The following is a 21230-nucleotide window of genomic DNA, read 5'->3' on the forward strand; positions in this document are numbered from 1 at the left end:
GTCACACCCGTTCCCATGCCGAACACGGAAGTTAAGCTCTTCAGCGCCGATGGTAGTTGGGGGTTTCCCCCTGTGAGAGTAGGACGTCGCTAGGCGGTATTTTATACCGTGGAGAATTAGCTCAGCTGGGAGAGCATCTGCCTTACAAGCAGAGGGTCGGCGGTTCGAGCCCGTCATTCTCCACCATTTTTGCCGGTGTAGCTCAACTGGTAGAGCAACTGACTTGTAATCAGTAGGTTGGGGGTTCAAGTCCTCTTGCCGGCACCAGTTTTCTTGAGCCATTAGCTCAGTTGGTAGAGCATCTGACTTTTAATCAGAGGGTCGAAGGTTCGAGTCCTTCATGGCTCACCATGAAATTTCATATGCGGGTGTGGTGGAATTGGCAGACACGCTAGACTTAGGATCTAGTGCCGCAAGGCGTGGGGGTTCAAGTCCCTCCACCCGCACCATATTTACTATGCGGGAGTAGTTCAGTGGTAGAACACCACCTTGCCAAGGTGGGGGTCGCGAGTTCGAATCTCGTCTTCCGCTTACTCTATTCAGCGCCCGTAGCTCAATTGGATAGAGCGTTTGACTACGGATCAAAAGGTTAGGGGTTCGACTCCTCTCGGGCGCGCCATATAAAATACATAGAACAACACATAACTGACGGGGAGTAGCTCAGCTTGGTAGAGCACTTGGTTTGGGACCAAGGGGTCGCAGGTTCAAATCCTGTCTTCCCGACCATCTTTTATAACTGTGATCATATGGGGCCTTAGCTCAGCTGGGAGAGCGCCTGCCTTGCACGCAGGAGGTCAGCGGTTCGATCCCGCTAGGCTCCACCATATGTATTTTGTAGGCACTTTATTTATTGGGCGGCGTAGCTCAGCTGGCTAGAGCGTACGGTTCATACCCGTGAGGTCGGGGGTTCGATCCCCTCTGCCGCCACCAATATAATAAAGGACCTTTAGCTCAGCTGGTTAGAGCAGACGGCTCATAACCGTCCGGTCGCAGGTTCGAGTCCTGCAAGGTCCACCACTTTATATTTATACGGAGGAATACCCAAGTCTGGCTGAAGGGATCGGTCTTGAAAACCGACAGGGGTGTAACAGCCCGCGGGGGTTCGAATCCCTCTTCCTCCTCCATTTTTAATTTCATATCGTCGCGGGGTGGAGCAGTTCGGTAGCTCGTCGGGCTCATAACCCGAAGGTCGCAGGTTCAAATCCTGCCCCCGCAATTATCTATGGTCCCGTGGTGTAGCGGTTAACATGCCTGCCTGTCACGCAGGAGATCGCCGGTTCGATCCCGGTCGGGACCGCCATTTTAAGGCTTTGTAGCTCAGTTGGTAGAGCAATGGACTGAAAATCCATGTGTCGGCGGTTCGATTCCGTCCAAAGCCATCTTTGTTGTTTCATGGCGATTGTGGCGAAGTGGTTAACGCACCGGATTGTGGTTCCGGCATTCGTGGGTTCGATTCCCATCAGTCGCCCCATTCAGAAAGTGCGGGTGTAGTTTAGTGGTAAAACCTCAGCCTTCCAAGCTGATGTCGTGAGTTCGATTCTCATCACCCGCTCCAATATAAGGGCCTATAGCTCAGCTGGTTAGAGCGCACGCCTGATAAGCGTGAGGTCGGTGGTTCGAGTCCACTTAGGCCCACCATTCGTTCCACAGTAGCTCAGTGGTAGAGCAATCGGCTGTTAACCGATCGGTCGTAGGTTCGAGTCCTACCTGTGGAGCCATTTTTTATGGGGAAGTACTCAAGTGGCTGAAGAGGCGCCCCTGCTAAGGGTGTAGGTCGTGTAAGCGGCGCGAGGGTTCAAATCCCTCCTTCTCCGCCAGTCGGCCCGTTGGTCAAGTGGTTAAGACACCGCCCTTTCACGGCGGTAACACGGGTTCGAATCCCGTACGGGTCATCCAAAAAAGCAGTATGCTGATATTACATCAGCGTACTGCTTTTTCTATAGCCTGCTTTCTGATAGACGTGGTATTACATATCTTATTAATTACCGAAATATCATTCGTAATAAACAACATATTAACTTTGCTAAGATTGACTGTTGATTGTACTTTCAGAGAAAGTCTGCTCTGCGTCTACGCTAAAACATATATGATGGGAAGAGGGAATGTGAGATGATTCGGGACACAATTGCCAGGTTGCCGGTATACAGGTCACATTTCCCGAATTGCAAGTCACAACCATTCAACATATCAGCAAAGAGTCATTATTTTCTTCAGCATGATCTTAGTGAAAGAATTACTCTTATTGCAGATGTTTATGTCAGGTGATCATAAAAAGATTGATCATTTCAAATTGATAGATGTAGACAAAATGAACCCCCTTCTACAACAGAAAAAGGGGGTTTTTAATCTTATTCATCATCAGGCATAATCTTTCTATGCTTGCCATCCATCTCATTGGCAACATCTTCATCTTCATAATCTTCCTCATATAGATCGTCATAACTTTCTTCACCATTAGCCATATCAGATGGAGTTTCTGACGTTCCATATCTTGCAGCTTCATCAAAGCTGTTCTCATAATCTCTTACTTCCTCATCTTCACCACGGTAGGGATGATCTGAAGAAGGGCTGATGACTGATTCTTCACTAGGGCGCTGATTCTGGTTACTGTACTCCTCAGCATGCTCTACACATGTCAGTGCACTTGGCATTGCTTCAAGTCTTTCAAATGGAATATCTTCTCCTCCGACTGCACATACGCCATATGTGCCTTCATCCATCGCTTTTAAAGCTTCATTGATGTCATCAAGTTCTTTTTGTATATGTTCTTCAAGCGCGAGATCCTTTTCTCTTTCAAACAGGTCTGTGGCATTATCTGCCGGGTGGTTATCGTAATTAGAGAGCTCTGTGTTCTCGTAGTCCTCAGTATTGTTATTTTGCTCAATGATTTCTTTTTTACGGGTATATAGTTCATCTTTTAAAGTGTTTTTCTGTTCGTTGGTAATCATTAATATTCATCCTTCCTGAATGTACTTCACATAGTACAGTTTATCCTTCCTGCAGGAATTAAAACCTTTTGAGTGGTTCAGATTGTATCCATATAAAAAATCCCGCTAGTTTCAGCGGGATTAGAATTATGCAAAATATCCAATTAATAAACCGATTGAGAGCAGGAAGCCAAAAATAGTATTTGTCTGAGCCGTCGCTTTCATCGCAGGCATCATTTGCATCGGCTTTGTTTTGCCGATAAACCCTTTCGTTGCTTTAACAGCCTTTGGAATACTGAGGAAACTGATCAGCATCCATGGTGTAACTGCGCCTGTTATAACAAGTACAATCACAAAGCCATATGCGGTAACGAACATGGAGGCCAGAAAGTAGATTGCATATTTACGGCCGAGCAGAATTGCAATTGTTTTTCTTCCATTTTCTTTATCTCCATCAAGATCTCTGATGTTATTAGCAAGCAGGATGGCCCCTACAAGGATTGAAACCGGAATTGAAACAAACATCGCAATGGTATTGATCATTCCTGTCTGAATGTAAAATGAGATTAAAATAATGACAAATCCCATAAAGAATCCTGCTGACAGTTCTCCAAATGGTGTGTAGGCAATCGGCATGGGACCACCTGTATAAAAGTAGGCAGCTGCCATACAGATTAACCCGACTACAGCGATCCACCATGAACTTTGCATACAGATATACACGCCGAGCAGAAGTGCAACGCCAAATAGCGCGTAAGCCAGGTTAATAACAGTTTTGGGCTTAACTCCATTTCTTACAATTGCGCCGCCTATTCCAACTGAGTTTTCATTATCAAGTCCGCGGACATAATCAAAGTATTCATTGATCATATTAGCAGCAGCCTGGATAAGGATACTGGCAATCAGCATGGCCAGAAACAGCAGCCAGTCCATTTCTGCATAATTTAAAGCCAGTACTGTTCCAAGCAAAACCGGTACGAAAGCTGCAGTCAGCGTATGCGGACGGGTAAGCTGCCACCAGATTCTCCAACCCTGATCACGTTCAGGTCTTTCACTCATCATATTCTCTCCTAACTTTCTATTACGATTAAATCGCACATGCGAAATTTGTATGAATATCTATCTCTATTATATCGTTTTTAGGCTTACAGAAAAAGAAACAGATTGTTTTGAAAAGCCTGTAAAATATGGTGGTGAAAACAGTTTCAAAAAAAGCATTGAAAAATGGCGATTCGTTGACAGTGCTGATAAAAGAGGTGTATCTTTAAGAGAGCAAACTGCGGACAAATGTGCGTTTTTTGGAGGGAAGCACAGTGAGAATCCTACATCAATCTCAAGGATTTACAACTTTTGAACAGGCGGTCAGCAAGGCTGAAAAGTCGAACCGTTCTGTCTTATATAGTAAAACAATGAAAATCGATGCGATTGACCCTCTTCAGTTTTATGAAGCGGGTTATTCTATCTTTCATGGTACGCGTACTTTCTGGCAGGATCCGAAGTCTGAAGCTGTATTTGCAGGAGCCGGAGCTGCCAGAACATTTAATATTGAAAATAAAAACCGCTTTGATGCATTGAGTAACCAGTGGAATGCGTTTTTAAAAGATGCAGTCATTGATAACGAGGCATCAGACGGTGGACCTGTTATTTTAGGTGGCTTTTCTTTTGATCCTGAAAAAGATAAAAGTCATGAATGGACATCTTTTAAGCAGGGATATTTTCAGCTGCCGGCATTTATGCTGACAGTGAATCAGTATGGTCATGCATTTCTGACAATGAATATTGTCTTTAATAAAGGAGAAAATGCGGTATCTGTCTGGAACCGGATGCAGGAGCAGAAGGAAGCATTATTAAATAAAGCAGTCACCACTATTCAGGACGTAAATGTCGTCTCAATTAAAGAATACGAGCCTGAAGGGTGGAAATCCTCTATTACATCAGTGGTGAAAAGGATTGACAATAAAGAGCTAGAAAAGGTTGTGCTCGCAAGAAAAGTGAAGGTTCAGTTTGATGATAAAAAGCGTTCTGACTCTGTGCTTGAAAAATTGAGAGATGATCAGAGTGAAAGCTTTATATTTTCTTTTGAAGCCGGCGACAGCTGTTTTATCGGGGCAACGCCTGAGAGGTTAATTAAGAAAAATCATAACAAAGTACTTTCAACCTGCCTTGCAGGATCTATAGCGAGAGGGAACACGATGAAAGAAGATCAGCAGCTTGGACATGAATTACTGAATGATCAGAAGAATCTGGGGGAACATGAGATTGTTGTCCGTATGATTTCTAAGAGTCTTGAGGACCTGTGTCATCAGTTAACTGTGCCAAAGCAGCCGGTATTAATGAAAATGAGAGATATACAACATCTTTATACACCTGTAGAGGGTAAAACTGATCGTGCTTCCATCCTTGAATTTGTGAAAGAACTGCATCCTACACCTGCACTTGGAGGTACGCCAACGCATAAGGCGATGGAAATGATTCGTGATGAAGAAGAGATGGACCGCGGATTTTATGCAGCGCCTGTCGGCTGGCTGAATGCTGTCGGGGATGGAGAGTTTGCAGTAGCTATCAGATCTGGGCTTTTATCAGGCGAAAAGGCATACTTGTATGCAGGCTGTGGTGTTGTGAAGGATTCTGATGCTGAAAGTGAGTATCAGGAAACGCTGATTAAGCTGCGTCCGATGGTGAGAGCAGTAGGAGGAACAATTTCATGAGTCACAGAGAGAATCTGACTGTATATGTATCATCATTTATAGAACAGCTTTATCAAAGCGGCGTCAAAAGAGCAGTGATCAGTCCTGGATCACGCTCTACGCCGCTTGCTTATTTGCTTGAGGCACATCCGCAGATTGAGACGCATGTAAATGTTGATGAACGATCTGCGGCTTTTTATGCGCTGGGTATGGCAAAAGCATCCGGGTCTCCGGTTGCAATCGTGTGCACGTCAGGTACAGCAGCAGCCAATTACTTCCCGGCAGTAGTTGAAGCACGGTACGCAAGGGTACCATTAATTGTGTTAACGGCAGACCGCCCGCATGAGTTGCGTGATAATGGGGCCCCGCAGGCGATTGATCAGCTGAACCTTTACGGTAAGCATGCCAAGTGGTTCTACGATATGCCGCTTCCTGAATCAGATATGAATGTCCTGCAGTATACAGGCCGAATTGCAGCAAAAGCAGCAGCAAAGTCGTTGGCAGCACCAATGGGCCCTGTCCATTTGAATTTTCCTTTCAGGGAGCCGCTGTCACCTGATTTGACAATGGATAAAAGAGAAGCAGCTTTCACGTCTGTTTTTCATGCGAAAAAACAACTGGATGAGGACCAGATTTCAGTACTGGCACAAAAAGTATCTCAGACAGAAAAAGGACTGATTATAGCAGGACCTGCTGAGGACGAACGTGCTGTTGAAGCTATATTGACATTGTCAGAAGCTACAGGGTATCCAGTGCTTGCAGATCCGCTCAGCGGTCTTCGCACATACATGAATGATCATCATCAGGTGATTGAATGTTATGATGCATTTTTAAGAGATGACAGAATGAAGGACCTTTTATCTGCTGATCTTGTGATTCGTTTTGGCGGTATGCCGGTATCTAAAGCACTTACTCAGTTTTTAAAAAGGAATGAAGGCAGTCAGTGGCTGATTGATGCCGGTGCTGAATGGCGTGATCCTTCTTCATCAGCTACGGCATATATTGAGTCTGATGAAGCAGTGTTTGCATCTCAGCTGACTTCTGTTGTCAGCGGAAAACCAGACCGTTCATGGCTTGATCAATGGATCAGCATTAACGCGAAGGCTGAAGCTGAAATCCGGCACTATATTAGTGATGAACAGGATGAAGGAGCCGCTGTCGGAGTGCTGCTTCAGTCGCTGCCGGATGGCGCTCATCTTGTAGCCGGCAACAGTATGCCGATCCGTGATGTTGATACGTGCTGGGTACGCGGGATGAATCAATTCCACCTGTGGGCAAACCGCGGTGCAAATGGTATTGATGGAGTGGTATCCACAGCGCTTGGACTATCATCTGTTAAAGAGGGACCTGTGTATCTTTTGATTGGCGACCTTTCCATGTTCCATGATTTGAACGGACTGCTCGTGACAAAACAATATCCGAATAACCTGCAGATCGTCATTATGAATAACAATGGCGGTGGGATATTTTCATTTCTTCCCCAAGCTGCTGAACCGGAGCACTTTGAAACGCTCTTTGGAACACCGCCTTCACTGGATTTCGGACATGCAGCGAAACTATATGAGATTGATTACAAACACTGTGAAACAAAAAGTGATTTCGGTCAATCTTTAACTGATTTATCACCAAATGCAAGGATCCTTGAAGTCATGACTGACAGAACCGAAAATACGGATGCACATCGGAAGCTTTGGAAAAAAATCGCGGGGACAGTATCCGGTGAATAGTGTGTTTGTGAAAGTTGATGATGCTGCTTATCATGTAAAGGTGAGTGGAAGTGGAGCTCCAATTGTTGTGCTTCACGGCTTTACAGGGAGTGCAGAAAGCTGGGACAGATTTGCAAGTGAAATGAGCAGTGATTTTCAAGTAATCGCGATTGATCTGCCTGGTCACGGCCAGACACAGGCACCGCTGAACAGACACTATTTCTCTATGGAAAAGGTCTGTCTGGCGATCCGGGACATTCTCAGTTTTCTGAAAATCGATCAGGCCGCGTTTCTGGGTTATTCCATGGGTGGCAGAACGGCGCTTGCATACGCTGCCATTTATCCGCAATCTGTGACGAGTCTGATCTTAGAAAGTGCTTCACCAGGTCTTAAGACTGTAAATGAGCGCGCAGATCGAAGACAAAGTGATGCTGAGCTGGCTTCGTTTATAGAAAATGAAGGTATTAAGCGGTTTACAGAGCGGTGGGAGCGCATTCCTCTTTTTGTATCACAAAAGCAGTTGAGTGAAGAGAAACGTATGGAAATACGTGAAGGCCGCCTGCAAAACAGCGCTGAAGGGCTTGCTGCAAGCCTGCGATACATGGGTACAGGCAGTCAGCCGTCTTATTGGGATGCGCTCGGTAAATTGAACAAAACGGTTCTTTTGCTGACAGGAGAGTGGGACCATAAGTTCATTCGGATCGCGATGGAGATGGAAAAGCTGCTGCCGAATGCAGTGCATGAGAACATTTTGCATTCCGGGCATGCAATTCAGGTGGAACAGCCGGAAAAATTTGATACAATAGTAAAGGAGTTTTTATTTAAAAACTCAACTACATAACAAGGAGGTTTCTTTCATGACTCGTGAATGGGTACAGGAACGAAACTATGAAGATATTTTATACGAAACGTATAACGGGATTGCAAAAATCTCAATCAATCGTCCGGAAGTGCGTAATGCATTCCGTCCGAAAACTGTAATGGAACTGATCGATGCTTTTGCATACGCGCGCGATGATTCAAAAGTCGGTGTGATCGTCCTTGCAGGTGTCGGCGATAAAGCATTCTGTTCTGGTGGAGACCAGAGCGTCCGCGGACATGGCGGGTATGTTGGTGAAGATGAAATTCCTCGTCTGAATGTACTTGACCTTCAGCGTCTGATCCGTGTAATCCCTAAACCGGTTATTGCAATGGTATCAGGATATGCAATAGGTGGAGGGCACGTATTGCACGTAGTATGTGACCTGACAATCGCTGCTGACAATGCCATCTTTGGCCAGACAGGACCAAAAGTCGGTTCATTTGATGCCGGTTATGGTTCTGGTTACCTTGCACGTATTATCGGTCATAAGAAAGCGCGTGAAATCTGGTTCCTTTGCCGTCAGTATGATGCAAAAGAAGCGCTTGATATGGGACTTGTCAACACAGTTGTGCCATTAGACCAGCTTGAAGATGAGACGGTAAAATGGTGTGAGGAAATGCTTGAAAAGAGCCCGACTGCACTTCGATTTGTAAAAGCTGCAATGAATGCAGATACTGATGGCCTTGCAGGACTTCAGCAGTTTGCAGGAGATGCCACATTACTTTACTACACAACGGATGAAGCAAAAGAAGGCCGCGATGCCTTTAAAGAAAAGCGTAAGCCTGACTTTGGTCAGTTCCCGCGTTTCCCGTAAATCGATGACTGCCCTGTATGCTCCGGCCTGCAGGGCATTTTTTCATGAAAGGAGGATGTGTGATGACATCCTGGTTAGAAAAAAGAGCAGCTCTTTCACCGGATAAACCGGGTCTTTACGCAGGTGAAGATGTCTGGACGTTCAGTGAAATGGCCATAGAGGCACAAAGATTGGCAGAAAAAATTTCACCTTATATTAAAAACCAAAAACCGGTCGCGCTGCTGATCACGAATCAGCCGCAGTCTGTCTTTTTAATTCATGCTCTGCAAATAATCCGTGTGCCGGTACTAATGCTCAATAACAGGCTCACATCTGAAGAGTGGCGTTATCAATTACAGGACAGTCAGGCCCAGCTCGTTCTCCATGAGGAGCAGTTCAGCTTAAAAACTGAAACAGCCCTGTCAATTGATGAGTGTATGAGAAACAACAATGATACGATCACGAGATTTGAGGAAGAAGAGATCTGTTCATTGATGTACACATCAGGGACAACGGGTAATCCCAAAGGTGTCATGCAGTCTTATGATAACCATTATGCAAGTGCTGCAGGGTCTGCTTTTAATATTGGGCACAACCCGGATGATATCTGGATGTGTACGGTGCCACTGTTTCATATCAGCGGTTACTCTATTTTAATGAGAAGTGTGATCTATGGGATTGCCATCAAACTATATGAGAAGTTTGATGAACAGATCATTCATGCTGATCTGTCAGGTGGTAAAGGGTCTATTTTATCTGTCGTCACCACGATGCTTCAGAGACTGCTCGATGTAAAGAATGAGCCGTATCACCCGTTTTTCAGATGCATGATACTAGGGGGAGGGCCTGCGCCGCTTCATATGGTCGAACGTTGCCACAATGAAGATATCCCGGTCTTTCAGTCGTATGGCATGACAGAAACATCTTCCCAGTTCACAACCCTCTCACCAGGAGACGCTACAAGAAAGGTTGGCTCTTCAGGGAAACCATTGTTTCCGGGAGAAATTCTGATTTTAGATACTGACGGAAATGAATGTGAGGCAGGTGAGATTGGAGAGATTCTCTTAAAAGGGCCTTCCGTAACGAAGGGATATTTGAATCTTGATAAGTCTGTACCTTTTTCAAATGACTGGCTAAAAACCGGGGATGTCGGGTATCTTGACAAAGAAGGGTTTCTTTATGTCGCAGACAGACGTTCTGATCTCATTATTTCAGGCGGTGAAAACATCTATCCTGCTGAAGTGGAATCTGTTTTAGCGGGGCATCCTGCTGTAATTGAAGCAGGCGTTGTCGGGAAAAAAGATGACAGGTGGGGAGAGGTCCCTGCTGCATTTCTCGTAGTCGCTGATCAGATTGATGAAGAGAGATTGATCCGCTATGCAAAAGAACGGCTTGCTGCTTATAAAGTTCCCAAGATATTCAGGTTCACAGATTCACTGCCAAGAAATGCTTCAGGTAAGCTTGTCAGAAGAATGCTGAAAGAGGAGATTAATCATGAATCTGACTAAAGCGGTCGTCAGTAAAATCAGCATGACGTTAAAGACATCCTTTCACACAAGTCTTGGTACGGTATCAGATCGGGAAGGTCTAATTGTAGAGTTATTCGATGATAAAGGTTATTGCGGGCTGGGAGAAGGCGTTGCTTTTTCTTCCCCCTGGTATACAGAAGAAACAGCAGAGTCGAGTCTTTCTGTCATCAGCAATCATTTATTGCCGTTATTATTCGAAGATGAGATCACACACCCTGAGCAGCTTGAAGACACTTTCAGCTCTGTCAGGGGTAATCCAATGGCAAAGGCTGCACTGGATATGGCAGTTTGGGATTTATATGCAAAGCAGCAAGGAAAGCCACTTGCTGATCTGATCGGTGGAATCAGAAATGAAGCACTGGCAGGAGTTGCGATCGGTTCTAAAGATATGGATGATCTTCTGCAGCAGGCAGAGCTGGCTGTTACACAGGGTTATAAGCGGATTAAAGTGAAAATCAGGCCGGGATATGACACCAAACCGCTTCAAACGTTGAAATCACACTTTCCTGATATCGCCATTCTTGCTGACGCGAATTCAGCCTACAATGGTTTTGAAGATGATCTATTAGCACTTGATGACCTGGGTCTTCAAATGATTGAACAGCCTTTTTCACAGGATGACCTTGCGCAGCATGCTGCAGTTCAGCGGGTTATGAAGACTCCGATATGTCTGGATGAAAGCATCACTTCATATGAAACTGCAGTTAATGCCATTACATTTAAAAGCTGTAAGGTGATCAATATTAAAATCGGACGCGTGGGGGGACTGACAGCAGCGAAGAAGATTCACGATCTTTGTCGCGAACATGATATTCAGGTGTGGTGCGGAGGAATGCTTGAGTTTGGTGTATCAAGAGCACATAATGTTGCACTATCTATGCTGCCGGGCTTTAATATCCCTGGAGATCTCTCATCATCAGATAGATACTGGACAAAAGATATTACAGTACCTGAGCTTATTGTCAAAGAAGGAACTGTTAAGCCATTTGAAGGAAACGGAATAGGCGTAGAACTGAATAGGGAGAGATTAGGTGAAGTGACGCTTAGTAAATTTGAATATAAAAAATAGACATTGTCGCGTGAACAATGTCTATTTTTATTAAAATCAATGGCTATTCAGCTCTCATCGCTGTCCCCAATGATTCAATGTTTCTTTCCATCAGTGAAAAATACGTTTCTTCATTTGCGATATCTTCATCTGTTAAAACTGAGAGATTATGCAATGGCAATGTTTCAGCACCGATTTCGCTTTGAATGACATCTGTCAGATTTGATGAAACATTTTGTTCAACAAGCAGGTATTCAACATTCTGTTCAGACGCTGATTCAATCAGTTCAGTCAATTCACGCTGAGATGGTTCATCTGTTGTTGAGATCCCTGCGATTGCCTGCTGCTCAATCCCGTAGCGGCTTTCCCAGTAGCTGTATGCTGCATGGGAAACGAAGAATTGATTCAATTCAGCATCACTTGCCAGTTCTTCAAACTGATGATCAAGTTCATCAAGGCGTTCAACCAGATTCTCGTAATTTTCAGTGAAAACTGCTTCCTGCTCAGGCATTTTTTCAATCAGCGTATCCTTTACAGATTCAGCAAGAGATTGTGACAGGACAGGGTCAAGCCATACGTGAGGGTCTGTATTCCCATGATTGTGTCCTTCGTGTCCTTCTTCAGCATGCTCTTCTTCATCATGGGCATGTTCGTCTTCATGAGAATGGTCCTCATCTTCGGCGTGCTCTTCCTCATCATGAGCACTTTCTTCTTCATGCTCATGTGCGCCGGCTTCAAGCTCTTCATCAGTTATAGCATCTGCAGCAGCCACCATTGTGAGGTCTTCACTTTCAAGAACGTCAGTTGCATTATCAACAAAGCCTTCAAGGCCAAGTCCGATATAGAAGAAGATATCGCCTTCTGCAAGATCAATCATATCTCTTTGTGACGGTTCAAAAGTGTGTTCGTCAGCTCCGGGAGGATAGATCGTTTCGACTGATACGTATTCTCCGCCGATTTCTTCTGTGAAATATTGTAAAGGATAAACGGTTGTATAAACTTCAAGTGTATTTTCATTATTTTCAGCTTCATTGTCCCCGGTATTACATCCCGCAAGTATCCACGGGGTAACAGCAGCCAGCATAAGTAATGATTTCTTTTTCATTTCGCACCTCTTGATAAATAGTAATAATTACGATTTGTAAATCAACAATCGTAACTTTACTATGAAATCATATTAATTGCAAGAGGAAACTGTCAGGAATTTTTTCTTCCTGACGGCCACTTTTCAGGTACATGGTCAACACCGCCCGGGTGAAGGGGGTGGCATTTTGAAATTCGGATCGCCGTCATCAGTCCGCCCTTGAAAGCTCCATGTTTTTGGATCGCTTCTATCCCGTACTGTGAGCAGGTGGGATAAAAACGGCAGCTCGGCGGGGTTAAGGGAGAAATCCCTTTTTGATAAAAGCGGATCATCGCTAGCATTATTTTCTTCATCGTATCACCTCGAATGTTCCATTACTTACAGTGTAGCACGTCAACATTCAAACAGGCGACAGTATGCTCACACGTTTAGATTCGATGGCTCGTGGTAAAAAATAAGATAGAACCTATTTGAAAGGATGATTAAAATGAGTACAAATCCTGAATTAGTAAAAAACGTAAATAAACAAATTGCCAGCTGGACAGTGATGTATACGAAGCTACATAATTATCACTGGTATGTAAAGGGCCATCAATTCTTTACACTACATGAAAAGTTTGAAGAATTGTATAACGAAGCTGCGATCCATATTGATGAGCTGGCGGAAAGATTGCTTGCTTTGAAAGGAGAACCGGTTGCCACGCTGAAAGAGTCTCTTGAGATCTCACTTGTGAAAGAGGCAAATGGCGGGGAGAAAGCTGATGAAATGGTAGAATCACTTAACAATGACTTTGAAATTCTGATGAATGACTTGAAGACCGGGATGGAACTCGCTCAGAAAGATGATGATGAAATGACCAGCGATATGCTGCTGTCTATCCATCAGAGTCTTGAAAAGCATGCATGGATGTTACGTTCATTCCTTGGCCAATAAGATCTCAGGCACCGCTTTTTTGAGCGGTGCCTTTTCGGGTGCCATATGGTAGGATAGTCTAAAGTAGTGATTGGATGGAAATCTCTTCAATGATGGCAAAACAGGCTGCCCAGATGCAGCATACAGCAAGTCTTGGTATTATGAACAGTGCACTCTCGCAGCAGGCGGCAGGTGCTGTGGCTATGCTTGAGACAATGAATAACCAGGGAGGCACACCAGCTCCCCATCCCCATAAAGGTCACGCGATTGATCTGAAGGGATGAGAAAACCCGGGACATTGCATTAGTTGCAGTGTCCCGGGTTTTTTATTAAATGGTCAGCAATTAAAAAGTTTTTATTAATGATAAAACGGTTTTGTATCTTCAAGGCGTTCGAGCCTTCCTTTAAGCGATTCAACTATGTATAGACGTATAAAATAAGCAAGCTCGTCTTCAGACAGCTCTTTTACCATTTCTAACAGTTCGCGGTGATCCAACTGCTCCAATATTGTAAAAGCGATCATATCAAGATCTTCCTGACTGCCACGGATTTTACCTTTATACATTTCAAAGATCTCATCCACAAGCTTCATGTTGTTGTCCTCCTTTCAAATGTGCAGGATATCCATAGTTCCCAGGTCTCATTACCACTATACCCAGGTCAGTTAATTCTAATCATGAATATAAAGGGTATTGGACATACTGAATGGTGAGGAGGGGACTTATGGATAATAAAAACACGTATTATGTTTCTGTAGGTAGACGTGAAATTTTAAGAAGCGGTACGGATTCACCGTATGAATTTGTAGTCAATGCGACTGACGATGAAATTACTAAGCTAAGAATACTGTTTGATCGGAACGAAGAGAGTGAAATGGAAGGCTTTCTGATCGGTCAGATGCCATCGGTACCTTATCATGTAGACGGACCTAATCAGGAGTCGGATAATCTGTTAATTAAAATCTACAGGCTGATCGGGGAAATTGGAGATGAAGAGGCCCGTAATCATATCAAAACAATGGGGCTTAAGCCGCCGACTGAGGAGCATCCTTATATTGATAAAGAAGTGTAAAACAGAGGCTGGGCATTGTCCCAGCCTCTGTTTCTTTTCCAGTAACCGGCTCACTGCGCTGCAGGCGGTGCTTTCCGCAGGGCGTGCGCTGAGCCTCCTCGGCGCTTTGCGCCTGTGGGGTCTCAGCTGTCACGCTTCTCCTGCTGGAGTCACCGCCTTCCGCTTCGTTCCCCTCAGTCAGTATTAAATAAATACTGATATTTTATCGTGTAATAAATGATTACATGTCAATCTCTTCAGCTGAATCGATGACTTCCTGCGGGACTTTGAGTTCGTCGATTGCGTTATAGTCCATGTATTCAGACTCAAGTGACTGGTCGATAGCTAATGATTGTTCTGCAAATTCCATATTCATTGTCATATCCAGATCAAGTGATTCAATATAAAATGTATCTTTATCAATCGTAATAACATATACGACATCTTCAAAAGTCGTGTTCTGGAATAATGTTTCTGCCGGGATCCCGAAATCAAGTTCAGGTAAAAATTGACCTGCCTGCTCCATCAGCATATCGCTAAACTTTTCTCCAGAGGCATTCAGCGTTAAAATAAAGCTATCATCATCCTGTTCAAATGAGAAGTCATCAAGATAGGTTTCAAGTGTTTGAAGTTCACTCGCAGGATTAGTCTGTGATTCATTCACTGCCATGAGCTGCTCTGTCATTTCTGCAGGAAGCTTGAGCCATTGGCCTGAAGTGGGATCTTTCATATAAAAGTCATTTTCTGTCATATACGACTCTGATGTATAGCTTTGGGAAGCTGCATCTTCAGCGGCTGCCCCACTCATGTCAGTCGTATTAATCTGATGGGTTACCAGCGGATCATTAAAAATGGTCATATCGATTTCTGACACTGTATGAACAGGATCTTCACTGCCAATCGTAACCGTCTGATTCAGCACAGCTGAACTTTTAACACTTTCTATGTCATTGTTCTTCTCAATTGCCTTAGTGTACACTTCTTCGAGTGAAAGTGAAGATGTCTCTTTACTGCCTTCAGCCGGTTCAGCGGTTTCAGTACAGGCTGCAAGGGATAAAGTTAAAACAGCGGTTGTAAACAATAGAGGTTTATTCATCTGATCAGCTCCAATATTTATTTTGTTCCTTCACTTAAATACGAATTCATATCCAAAAAGTTTCAATTTTTTGAAAGCAGGTGAATCCTATGTATCAATTTAAAGATGAAAATGGTTTTACTGTTACATATTCTCACCAATCTGATTATTTTTCCAAATCGCCTGCCCATGTACTCATTTTAACACGCTATAACGGACAGTGGGTGCTGACTCAGCATAAAAAAAGAGGCTATGAGTTTCCGGGTGGTAAGGTTGAACAGGGTGAATCTACTGAAGATGCAGCTAGAAGAGAAGTGATGGAAGAGCTTGGCGGAGAAACAGGGGAACTGATTTCTGTAGGTCAGTATAAGGTGGATACATCTCCTGTGATTATCAAGTCGGTCTATTATACAGAGCTTACTTCTCTTACTCCAAAAAAAGATTACCATGAAACAGATGGACCGGTTATGGTGACAGGAGAGCTGTTATCTGAAAGGTTTAAAGACGCATTCAGTTTTATTATGAAAGATGATACAGTGAAAATTTCGATTGAATATATCCAAAAGTTTCAGGAAGGAGGACGAGAGCTTGGCTGAGAATGGCCGCATTATCAGACGACAGCTGTACCCTTCGCCTAATCCTGAAGTGGTGATGCATGAAATACTTTACTGGTCTGAAGGGCTGAGAGTAAAGGGGCTTCTTGCTGAACCGGTAAAAAAAGGAGTCTACGATGGGTTTTTATATTTGCGCGGAGGAATCAAAGGAATCGGTATGGTCAGGCCTTCAAGAATTGCACAGTTCGCTCAGCAGGGATTTATCGTCTTTGCACCTTATTACCGTGGCAACCGAGGCGGGGAAGGGAATGAAGATTTCGCCGGTGATGACAGGATGGATGCGGTAAATGGAAATATCATTATTAGAAACCATTCTTCATTTTCAGGTGCACTGCACGTTTTCGGCTTTTCAAGAGGAGGTGTCATGGCACTTTTAACAGGCATTGAAGATCAGACGGTGACCTCAATTGTGACCTGGAACGGGGTTTCGGACATGGTCCTTACTTACAGAGAGCGAAAAGATATGCGCAGGATGATGAAACGGGTAATCGGCGGTTCACCTTCGAAATCCCCGAAAGCCTATGCCTGGCGCACGCCGTTGCATGAAGTCAGCAAAATTAAGTGCCCGGTTTTAATCATTCATGGGGAGCAGGATGACAATGTATCACCTGATCATGCTTATCAGCTGGAAGAAAAACTGAAAGAGCACGACAAACCGGTTGAGAGCTGGTACCATCAGACATATGATCACATGTATCCGCCGCTTGAAAATATCGCTACAGTTAAGAAGCTGACTGCGTGGATGAAACAGCAAAGGAGATGAGTATATGGGAATGCCGTTAGAATTAAATACAATGATCGTCACCAAGGGTCGGGAAGAAAGAATTGAAAATAACTTTTTTAAGCTTGAGAAAAGTGAATACAGACTGTATCCGATGCATGTACCGCTGGAAGTGAAAAACACAATAGCCGGTGAAGTGCGCGGCGTGGCAGAGATTTATAAGCTTGAATGGAGCCAAGAAAAAACGGTTATATATTTTGAGATGAAGGCATTGGAATCAACAAATTAAAAAATGCGTATCAGCTGATACGCATTTTTTAATTATACGACCGGGCCGCCGAGGCGGGCAATGCTTTCATCAACGCTTGTGAATTTTTTGAAGTTCTCTTTGAATTTCATCGCAAGCTCCATCGCTTTTTTCTCGTAGTCGCTTTCGTTCTTCCAGGCAAAGCGCGGCTGAAGGACATCATCAGGCACACCTGGTACGTGAAGTGGTGTTTCAAGTCCAAACAGTCCGTTTTTAGCAGTTTCAGCATTTGCAAGTTCACCGTGAAGCGCGGCTCTGACCATTGCTCTTGTGTAAGCAAGCTTCATGCGTGAGCCTGTGCCGTAAGCGCCGCCTGTCCAGCCTGTGTTAACAAGAAAGACTTCTGCATCATGTTCTTCAAGCTTTTTACCGAGCATTTCAGCATATACAGTGGGCTCAAGTGGAAGGAAAGGTGATCCGAAGCACGTTGAGAAGGTTGCTTCAGGTTCAGTGATACCTCTTTCAGTTCCGGCAAGTTTTGATGTATAGCCGCTTAAGAAGTGATACATTGCCTGTTCTTTTGTCAACTTAGAGATTGGAGGCAGTACACCAAATGCATCTGCTGTTAAAAATACAATTGTATTCGGGTGACCAGCTCTGCTAGGATCCACAATGTTTTTCATTGCCTGAAGCGGATAAGCAGCACGCGTGTTTTCAGTTAAGCTTGAATCATCATAGTCTGCTTCGTGCGTTTCAGAGTCGAGTACAACATTTTCAAGGACTGAACCGAATCGGATCGCATCAAAGATCTGCGGCTCTTTTTCCTCTGACAGGTTAATGCATTTCGCATAGCAGCCACCTTCGATATTAAAGACACCGTTATCTGACCAGCCATGCTCATCATCACCAATTAACTTACGGTCTGCATCAGCTGAAAGTGTTGTTTTACCAGTACCTGACAGACCGAAGAATAAAGCAACATCACCCTCAGCGCCAACATTAGCAGAACAGTGCATCGGCAGGATATCATTTTGTGGAAGCAGATAGTTCATGACAGAGAAAATAGACTTTTTCATCTCACCTGCGTATTCCGTACCCCCGATTAAGATCGTACGCTGTTCAAATGAGACGATAATGAATGTTTCGGATCTTGTTCCGTCAGTTTCAGGATCAGCTTTTAATGAAGGTGCTGATAAAATTGTAAATGGCGCTTCATTCTGGCTGCTCCACTGTTCTCCTTTTTCAGGACGGATAAACAGCTGATGGGCAAACAGATTATGCCACGCACGTTCATTCACGACGCGGATCGGCAGTCTTGAAGCTGCATCTGCTCCTGCAAAGCCTTCGAATACAAACAGTTCTTCTTTTTCACCTAAATGGTTCAGGACTTTTGTATAAAGGCGGTCAAATGATTCTTCAGAAATCGGCTGATTGACTTTACCCCAGTCAATCTTGTTGCGCACGGAAGGCTCATCGACAATGAATTTGTCTTTAGGGGAGCGGCCTGTATATGTGCCTGTTTCAGCTTTGACAGCACCAGTAGAGGTTAATGTGCCTTCTTCTCTCATTAAAACTTTCTCAACGAGCTGGGGCACAGATAGGTTTTTATTTACGCGTTCACTCATCAATAATTCTTTCAGTTCTGAAGTGTTTCGGATTGTTGTCATATGATCTCCCACCTTTTCAGTAAGTCATTCACCTTTGTTCGAAATTAGTATAACACATTCAAATCAATAGTCTATACTAATTGGTGATTTCGTAAAAAATTCTTAAATTAGACAGAATAGTGATAGATGTAAGTACATAATAACCGGTTCACTGCGCTGCAGGCGGTGCTTTCCGAGCGGCGGTCGCTGAGCCTCCTCAGCTTCGCTTGCGGGGTCTCAGCTGTCCCACTTATCGCTCCGGAGTCACCGCCTTCCGCTTCGTTCACCTTTGACTTCATTAAACAATAGAATGTTTTTTGACTGAGTAATTTAATTTAAATACAATACAATGAACAGTGAACTTATTACTAAAGGTTATGTTAAAGACCAATGATGTTTTAGCACAGCTGTTGATTGAAGCGGAAAGCGTTCCCCCTGAAGCGGAAAGCGTTCCCCCTGAAGCGGAAATCACCAGCCATCTTTAACAGAGCGCTTTACTTTTAAGTATATGACATCTTATGATTGACAACAGTGTTTCATTTCCGTATGATAGTTTTTTGAACGGATACTCTTATCCCGAGCTGGTGGAGGGACAGGCCCTATGAAACCCAGCAACCTGCTCTGCAAAAAAGCTTCATGCTTTTGCGGTCCAATATTTAGAGCGAAGGTGCTAACCTGGAGCAAGACACGCGTCTTGAACGATAAGAGTGAAAGGCTGACTGACTATTGAACCTTTCCTCGACTATCCATAGGGGGAAAGGTTTCTTTTATTTTACGCCGAAACTTGGATGATCTGGTAGGTTAACGTTCGATCTCTAAGGGTAATGAGTACCGTCGACTATTTGCTTCACAAGGAGGAGACTTATATGTCTGTAAAACGTCGTTTATTTACATCCGAGTCCGTAACTGAGGGACATCCGGATAAAATCTGTGATCAGATTTCTGATTCAATTCTTGATGCAATTCTGAAAGATGATCCAAATGCCCGTGTGGCTTGCGAAACTTCTGTTACAACAGGACTTGTGCTTGTAGCGGGAGAAATCTCAACTTCTACTTATGTAGATATCCCTAAGATCGTACGTGAAACGATCAAGGAAATCGGTTATACACGCGCTAAGTACGGCTTTGATGCTGATACGTGTGCTGTCCTGACTTCTATCGATGAGCAGTCAGCTGATATTGCAGCAGGTGTGGACCGTGCACTTGAAGATCGTGAAAGCCAGATGACTGACGCTGAAATCGAATCAATCGGTGCAGGTGATCAGGGTCTGATGTTCGGTTATGCGAATAACGAAACGGCTGAACTGATGCCGCTTCCAATCTCACTTGCTCACAAACTGTCACGCCGTCTGACTGAAGTGCGTAAGGAAGACATCCTTCCATACCTTCGTCCTGATGGTAAAACACAGGTGACAGTTGAGTATGATGAAAATGACAAGCCGGTACGTGTAGACACAATCGTTATCTCTACACAGCACCATCCGGAAGTAAGTCTTGAGCAGATCCAGCGCAACCTGAAAGAACACGTGATCAACCACGTTGTTCCTGCAGCGCTGATCGATGAAGAAACAAAATACTTTATTAATCCGACAGGCCGCTTTGTAATCGGCGGACCTCAGGGAGACGCAGGTCTGACTGGCCGTAAAATCATCGTAGATACATACGGTGGATATGCACGTCACGGCGGCGGTGCATTCTCTGGTAAGGATGCAACAAAGGTTGACCGCTCAGGTGCTTATGCAGCACGTTACGTTGCAAAGAACATCGTAGCAGCCGGCCTTGCTGATAAATGTGAAGTACAGCTTGCATACGCAATCGGCGTAGCACAGCCTGTATCGATCTCAGTTAACACATTCGGAACAGGTACTGTGGATGAAGATACACTGGTTGACTTAATCCGTAACCACTTTGACCTTCGCCCGGCAGGCATTATCAAAATGCTTGATCTGCGCCGTCCGATCTATAAGCAAACAGCTGCTTATGGTCACTTCGGCCGTAATGATCTTGACCTTCCATGGGAAAGAACAGATAAAGCTGGTGCTTTGAAGAAGGATGCTAACGCTTAATATGAAAACAATCCGTCCGGAATATATCTTTCATGATATATTCCGGATTTTTTATATTGGAGGACATAGGTCATATTACACTTTTCTGAGAAAGTGGCTTGAGATTCTTTGAAACACCCGGCTTATTCGATGAACATCAACAGTTATTCTAAGAACACAGTCATGTATTCGTAAGCGTCAAACGAACCACACCTTCTGTTGTCTAGCCTTCCGTGACAAAATGAAGGAAATCAAATATGTAACCAACGTGTTCAATCAAGCT

20 protein-coding genes, 20 tRNA genes, 1 rRNA gene and 1 riboswitch are annotated in these 21230 nt (G+C 44.2%); of the genes, 34 read left to right on the plus strand and 7 right to left on the minus strand.

Translation table 11 applies throughout. The features are described 5' to 3' along the window. The 21 genes from rrf to JOD21_RS18280 form a co-directional block, all read left to right on the plus strand. A 5S ribosomal RNA gene (rrf, locus tag JOD21_RS18180) occupies window positions 1–95 on the plus strand; the annotation flags it as partial. Between the two features lie 15 nt (window positions 96–110). Next, window positions 111–186, plus strand: a tRNA-Val gene (locus JOD21_RS18185). Window positions 187–191: 5 nt separating this feature from the next. Then, window positions 192–267 (plus strand) — tRNA-Thr (locus JOD21_RS18190). Window positions 268–275: 8 nt separating this feature from the next. Further along, a tRNA-Lys gene (locus tag JOD21_RS18195) sits at window positions 276–351 on the plus strand. A 13-nt stretch (window positions 352–364) separates the two neighbouring features. Further along, window positions 365–449 (plus strand) — tRNA-Leu (locus JOD21_RS18200). 10 nt (window positions 450–459) lie between these two features. After that, a tRNA-Gly gene (locus tag JOD21_RS18205) sits at window positions 460–531 on the plus strand. A gap of 11 nt (window positions 532–542) precedes the next feature. After that, window positions 543–619: transfer RNA gene (locus JOD21_RS18210), tRNA-Arg, on the plus strand. Window positions 620–649: 30 nt separating this feature from the next. Beyond that, a tRNA-Pro gene (locus JOD21_RS18215) sits at window positions 650–726 on the plus strand. Between the two features lie 22 nt (window positions 727–748). Beyond that, a tRNA-Ala gene (locus JOD21_RS18220) sits at window positions 749–824 on the plus strand. A gap of 29 nt (window positions 825–853) precedes the next feature. Then, a tRNA-Met gene (locus JOD21_RS18225) sits at window positions 854–930 on the plus strand. 10 nt (window positions 931–940) lie between these two features. Then, window positions 941–1017: transfer RNA gene (locus JOD21_RS18230), tRNA-Ile, on the plus strand. A 14-nt stretch (window positions 1018–1031) separates the two neighbouring features. Next, a tRNA-Ser gene (locus tag JOD21_RS18235) sits at window positions 1032–1124 on the plus strand. An 18-nt stretch (window positions 1125–1142) separates the two neighbouring features. Then, a tRNA-Met gene (locus JOD21_RS18240) sits at window positions 1143–1216 on the plus strand. A gap of 8 nt (window positions 1217–1224) precedes the next feature. After that, window positions 1225–1300 (plus strand) — tRNA-Asp (locus JOD21_RS18245). A 6-nt stretch (window positions 1301–1306) separates the two neighbouring features. Then, window positions 1307–1379: transfer RNA gene (locus JOD21_RS18250), tRNA-Phe, on the plus strand. Window positions 1380–1395: 16 nt separating this feature from the next. After that, window positions 1396–1471 (plus strand) — tRNA-His (locus tag JOD21_RS18255). 10 nt (window positions 1472–1481) lie between these two features. Further along, window positions 1482–1555: transfer RNA gene (locus JOD21_RS18260), tRNA-Gly, on the plus strand. A gap of 6 nt (window positions 1556–1561) precedes the next feature. Continuing rightward, window positions 1562–1638 (plus strand) — tRNA-Ile (locus JOD21_RS18265). A 5-nt stretch (window positions 1639–1643) separates the two neighbouring features. Further along, window positions 1644–1718: transfer RNA gene (locus JOD21_RS18270), tRNA-Asn, on the plus strand. A gap of 8 nt (window positions 1719–1726) precedes the next feature. Continuing rightward, a tRNA-Ser gene (locus tag JOD21_RS18275) sits at window positions 1727–1817 on the plus strand. Window positions 1818–1820: 3 nt separating this feature from the next. Continuing rightward, a tRNA-Glu gene (locus JOD21_RS18280) sits at window positions 1821–1892 on the plus strand. A gap of 456 nt (window positions 1893–2348) precedes the next feature. Here the strand turns inward: JOD21_RS18280 and JOD21_RS18285 are convergent. Together JOD21_RS18285 and JOD21_RS18290 are read right to left on the minus strand one after the other, a co-directional pair. After that, a complete protein-coding gene (locus JOD21_RS18285) occupies window positions 2349–2948 on the minus strand; it encodes a TraR/DksA C4-type zinc finger protein (protein WP_239581691.1) in 600 nt (199 codons plus the stop codon). 126 nt (window positions 2949–3074) lie between these two features. Further along, a complete protein-coding gene (locus JOD21_RS18290; RefSeq protein WP_338032932.1) occupies window positions 3075–3986 on the minus strand; it encodes a 1,4-dihydroxy-2-naphthoate polyprenyltransferase in 912 nt (303 codons plus the stop codon). 254 nt (window positions 3987–4240) lie between these two features. Between JOD21_RS18290 and JOD21_RS18295 the strand changes: the two genes are divergently transcribed. The 6 genes from JOD21_RS18295 to menC all read left to right on the plus strand — a co-directional run bounded on the left by JOD21_RS18295 (window position 4241) and on the right by menC (window position 11573). After that, entirely contained in the window at window positions 4241–5635 is a 1395-nt protein-coding gene (locus JOD21_RS18295; protein ID WP_204730938.1) for an isochorismate synthase, read from the plus strand. Further along, entirely contained in the window at window positions 5632–7341 is a 1710-nt protein-coding gene (gene menD / locus JOD21_RS18300) for a 2-succinyl-5-enolpyruvyl-6-hydroxy-3-cyclohexene-1-carboxylic-acid synthase (RefSeq protein ID WP_204730939.1), read from the plus strand. The genes JOD21_RS18295 and menD overlap by 4 nt, the downstream gene beginning before the upstream one ends. Continuing rightward, the gene (menH, locus tag JOD21_RS18305) at window positions 7334–8161 is read left to right on the plus strand and encodes a 2-succinyl-6-hydroxy-2,4-cyclohexadiene-1-carboxylate synthase (protein ID WP_338032933.1); all 828 of its coding nucleotides are present in this window, start codon (window positions 7334–7336) and stop codon (window positions 8159–8161) included. Before menD ends, menH begins: the two co-directional genes overlap by 8 nt. A gap of 16 nt (window positions 8162–8177) precedes the next feature. After that, entirely contained in the window at window positions 8178–8996 is an 819-nt protein-coding gene (gene menB / locus JOD21_RS18310) for a 1,4-dihydroxy-2-naphthoyl-CoA synthase (protein WP_039810599.1), read from the plus strand. 62 nt (window positions 8997–9058) lie between these two features. Then, a complete protein-coding gene (locus JOD21_RS18315) occupies window positions 9059–10483 on the plus strand; it encodes an o-succinylbenzoate--CoA ligase (protein ID WP_239581692.1) in 1425 nt (474 codons plus the stop codon). After that, window positions 10470–11573 (plus strand): o-succinylbenzoate synthase, encoded by a 1104-nt coding sequence (gene menC, locus JOD21_RS18320; RefSeq protein WP_204730942.1) that lies wholly within the window; start codon window positions 10470–10472, stop codon window positions 11571–11573. Before JOD21_RS18315 ends, menC begins: the two co-directional genes overlap by 14 nt. Before the next feature lie 43 nt (window positions 11574–11616). Here menC and JOD21_RS18325 read toward each other — a convergent pair whose 3' ends face one another. After that, entirely contained in the window at window positions 11617–12657 is a 1041-nt protein-coding gene (locus JOD21_RS18325; protein WP_204730943.1) for a metal ABC transporter solute-binding protein, Zn/Mn family, read from the minus strand. Window positions 12658–12749: 92 nt separating this feature from the next. Further along, window positions 12750–12989: a membrane protein insertion efficiency factor YidD gene (gene yidD, locus JOD21_RS18330; protein ID WP_204730944.1), complete on the minus strand. Its 240-nt coding sequence runs from the start codon at window positions 12987–12989 to the stop codon at window positions 12750–12752. A 134-nt stretch (window positions 12990–13123) separates the two neighbouring features. On the opposite strand from yidD, the gene JOD21_RS18335 reads away from it, so the two are divergent. Beyond that, the gene (locus JOD21_RS18335; protein ID WP_204730945.1) at window positions 13124–13570 is read left to right on the plus strand and encodes a Dps family protein; all 447 of its coding nucleotides are present in this window, start codon (window positions 13124–13126) and stop codon (window positions 13568–13570) included. Between the two features lie 74 nt (window positions 13571–13644). Beyond that, a complete protein-coding gene (locus JOD21_RS18340; RefSeq protein ID WP_041122978.1) occupies window positions 13645–13833 on the plus strand; it encodes a putative motility protein in 189 nt (62 codons plus the stop codon). A gap of 74 nt (window positions 13834–13907) precedes the next feature. Here the strand turns inward: JOD21_RS18340 and JOD21_RS18345 are convergent, their stop codons facing one another. Continuing rightward, a complete protein-coding gene (locus tag JOD21_RS18345) occupies window positions 13908–14141 on the minus strand; it encodes a DUF6154 family protein (RefSeq protein ID WP_204730946.1) in 234 nt (77 codons plus the stop codon). A 131-nt stretch (window positions 14142–14272) separates the two neighbouring features. On the opposite strand from JOD21_RS18345, the gene JOD21_RS18350 reads away from it, so the two are divergent. Further along, window positions 14273–14620, plus strand: coding sequence for a hydrolase (locus JOD21_RS18350; RefSeq protein WP_204730947.1), 348 nt, complete (start codon window positions 14273–14275; stop codon window positions 14618–14620). A gap of 220 nt (window positions 14621–14840) precedes the next feature. Here the strand turns inward: JOD21_RS18350 and JOD21_RS18355 are convergent, their stop codons facing one another. Next, window positions 14841–15695 (minus strand): DUF6612 family protein, encoded by an 855-nt coding sequence (locus JOD21_RS18355; RefSeq protein WP_204730948.1) that lies wholly within the window; start codon window positions 15693–15695, stop codon window positions 14841–14843. An 89-nt stretch (window positions 15696–15784) separates the two neighbouring features. Here JOD21_RS18355 and ytkD point away from each other — a divergent pair, with 89 nt between their 5' ends. Genes ytkD through JOD21_RS18370 form a run of 3 tightly spaced genes read left to right on the plus strand, consistent with a single transcriptional unit; the run spans window position 15785 to window position 17298 of the window. Further along, entirely contained in the window at window positions 15785–16270 is a 486-nt protein-coding gene (gene ytkD / locus JOD21_RS18360; RefSeq protein WP_204730949.1) for an RNA deprotection pyrophosphohydrolase, read from the plus strand. A gap of 55 nt (window positions 16271–16325) precedes the next feature. Further along, window positions 16326–17051, plus strand: a complete 726-nt coding sequence (locus tag JOD21_RS18365) for an alpha/beta hydrolase family protein (RefSeq protein ID WP_204730954.1) — start codon at window positions 16326–16328, stop codon at window positions 17049–17051. A gap of 4 nt (window positions 17052–17055) precedes the next feature. Continuing rightward, the gene (locus JOD21_RS18370) at window positions 17056–17298 is read left to right on the plus strand and encodes a DUF2584 family protein (RefSeq protein ID WP_204730950.1); all 243 of its coding nucleotides are present in this window, start codon (window positions 17056–17058) and stop codon (window positions 17296–17298) included. A 32-nt stretch (window positions 17299–17330) separates the two neighbouring features. Here the strand turns inward: JOD21_RS18370 and pckA are convergent, their stop codons facing one another. After that, complete coding sequence (gene pckA, locus JOD21_RS18375; protein ID WP_204730951.1) at window positions 17331–18923, minus strand: phosphoenolpyruvate carboxykinase (ATP); 1593 nt, start codon at window positions 18921–18923, stop codon at window positions 17331–17333. A gap of 547 nt (window positions 18924–19470) precedes the next feature. Then, window positions 19471–19610: riboswitch (SAM riboswitch) on the plus strand. Window positions 19611–19768: 158 nt separating this feature from the next. Here pckA and metK point away from each other — a divergent pair. After that, window positions 19769–20968 (plus strand): methionine adenosyltransferase, encoded by a 1200-nt coding sequence (metK, locus tag JOD21_RS18380; protein ID WP_204730952.1) that lies wholly within the window; start codon window positions 19769–19771, stop codon window positions 20966–20968. The last annotated feature ends 262 nt before the right edge of the window (window positions 20969–21230 follow it).

It is taken from the genome of Jeotgalibacillus terrae (assembly GCF_016908195.1).
GTDB classification, from domain to species: Bacteria; Bacillota; Bacilli; order Bacillales; family Jeotgalibacillaceae; genus Jeotgalibacillus; species Jeotgalibacillus terrae.

Bases quoted from the DNA above. Each gene is read 5' to 3' on its own strand.
- JOD21_RS18285 (WP_239581691.1), bottom strand. From the start codon at position 2,948: ATGATTACCAACGAACAGAAAAACACTTTAAAAGATGAACTATATACC.
- JOD21_RS18290 (WP_338032932.1), bottom strand. From the start codon at position 3,986: ATGAGTGAAAGACCTGAACGTGATCAGGGTTGGAGAATCTGGTGGCAG.
- menD (WP_204730939.1), top strand. From the start codon at position 5,632: ATGAGTCACAGAGAGAATCTGACTGTATATGTATCATCATTTATAGAA.
- menB (WP_039810599.1), top strand. From the start codon at position 8,178: ATGACTCGTGAATGGGTACAGGAACGAAACTATGAAGATATTTTATAC.
- JOD21_RS18315 (WP_239581692.1), top strand. From the start codon at position 9,059: ATGACATCCTGGTTAGAAAAAAGAGCAGCTCTTTCACCGGATAAACCG.
- menC (WP_204730942.1), top strand. From the start codon at position 10,470: ATGAATCTGACTAAAGCGGTCGTCAGTAAAATCAGCATGACGTTAAAG.
- JOD21_RS18325 (WP_204730943.1), bottom strand. From the start codon at position 12,657: ATGAAAAAGAAATCATTACTTATGCTGGCTGCTGTTACCCCGTGGATA.
- yidD (WP_204730944.1), bottom strand. From the start codon at position 12,989: ATGAAGAAAATAATGCTAGCGATGATCCGCTTTTATCAAAAAGGGATT.
- JOD21_RS18335 (WP_204730945.1), top strand. From the start codon at position 13,124: ATGAGTACAAATCCTGAATTAGTAAAAAACGTAAATAAACAAATTGCC.
- JOD21_RS18340 (WP_041122978.1), top strand. From the start codon at position 13,645: ATGGAAATCTCTTCAATGATGGCAAAACAGGCTGCCCAGATGCAGCAT.
- JOD21_RS18345 (WP_204730946.1), bottom strand. From the start codon at position 14,141: ATGAAGCTTGTGGATGAGATCTTTGAAATGTATAAAGGTAAAATCCGT.
- JOD21_RS18350 (WP_204730947.1), top strand. From the start codon at position 14,273: ATGGATAATAAAAACACGTATTATGTTTCTGTAGGTAGACGTGAAATT.
- JOD21_RS18355 (WP_204730948.1), bottom strand. From the start codon at position 15,695: ATGAATAAACCTCTATTGTTTACAACCGCTGTTTTAACTTTATCCCTT.
- ytkD (WP_204730949.1), top strand. From the start codon at position 15,785: ATGTATCAATTTAAAGATGAAAATGGTTTTACTGTTACATATTCTCAC.
- JOD21_RS18365 (WP_204730954.1), top strand. From the start codon at position 16,326: ATGCATGAAATACTTTACTGGTCTGAAGGGCTGAGAGTAAAGGGGCTT.
- JOD21_RS18370 (WP_204730950.1), top strand. From the start codon at position 17,056: ATGGGAATGCCGTTAGAATTAAATACAATGATCGTCACCAAGGGTCGG.
- pckA (WP_204730951.1), bottom strand. From the start codon at position 18,923: ATGACAACAATCCGAAACACTTCAGAACTGAAAGAATTATTGATGAGT.
- metK (WP_204730952.1), top strand. From the start codon at position 19,769: ATGTCTGTAAAACGTCGTTTATTTACATCCGAGTCCGTAACTGAGGGA.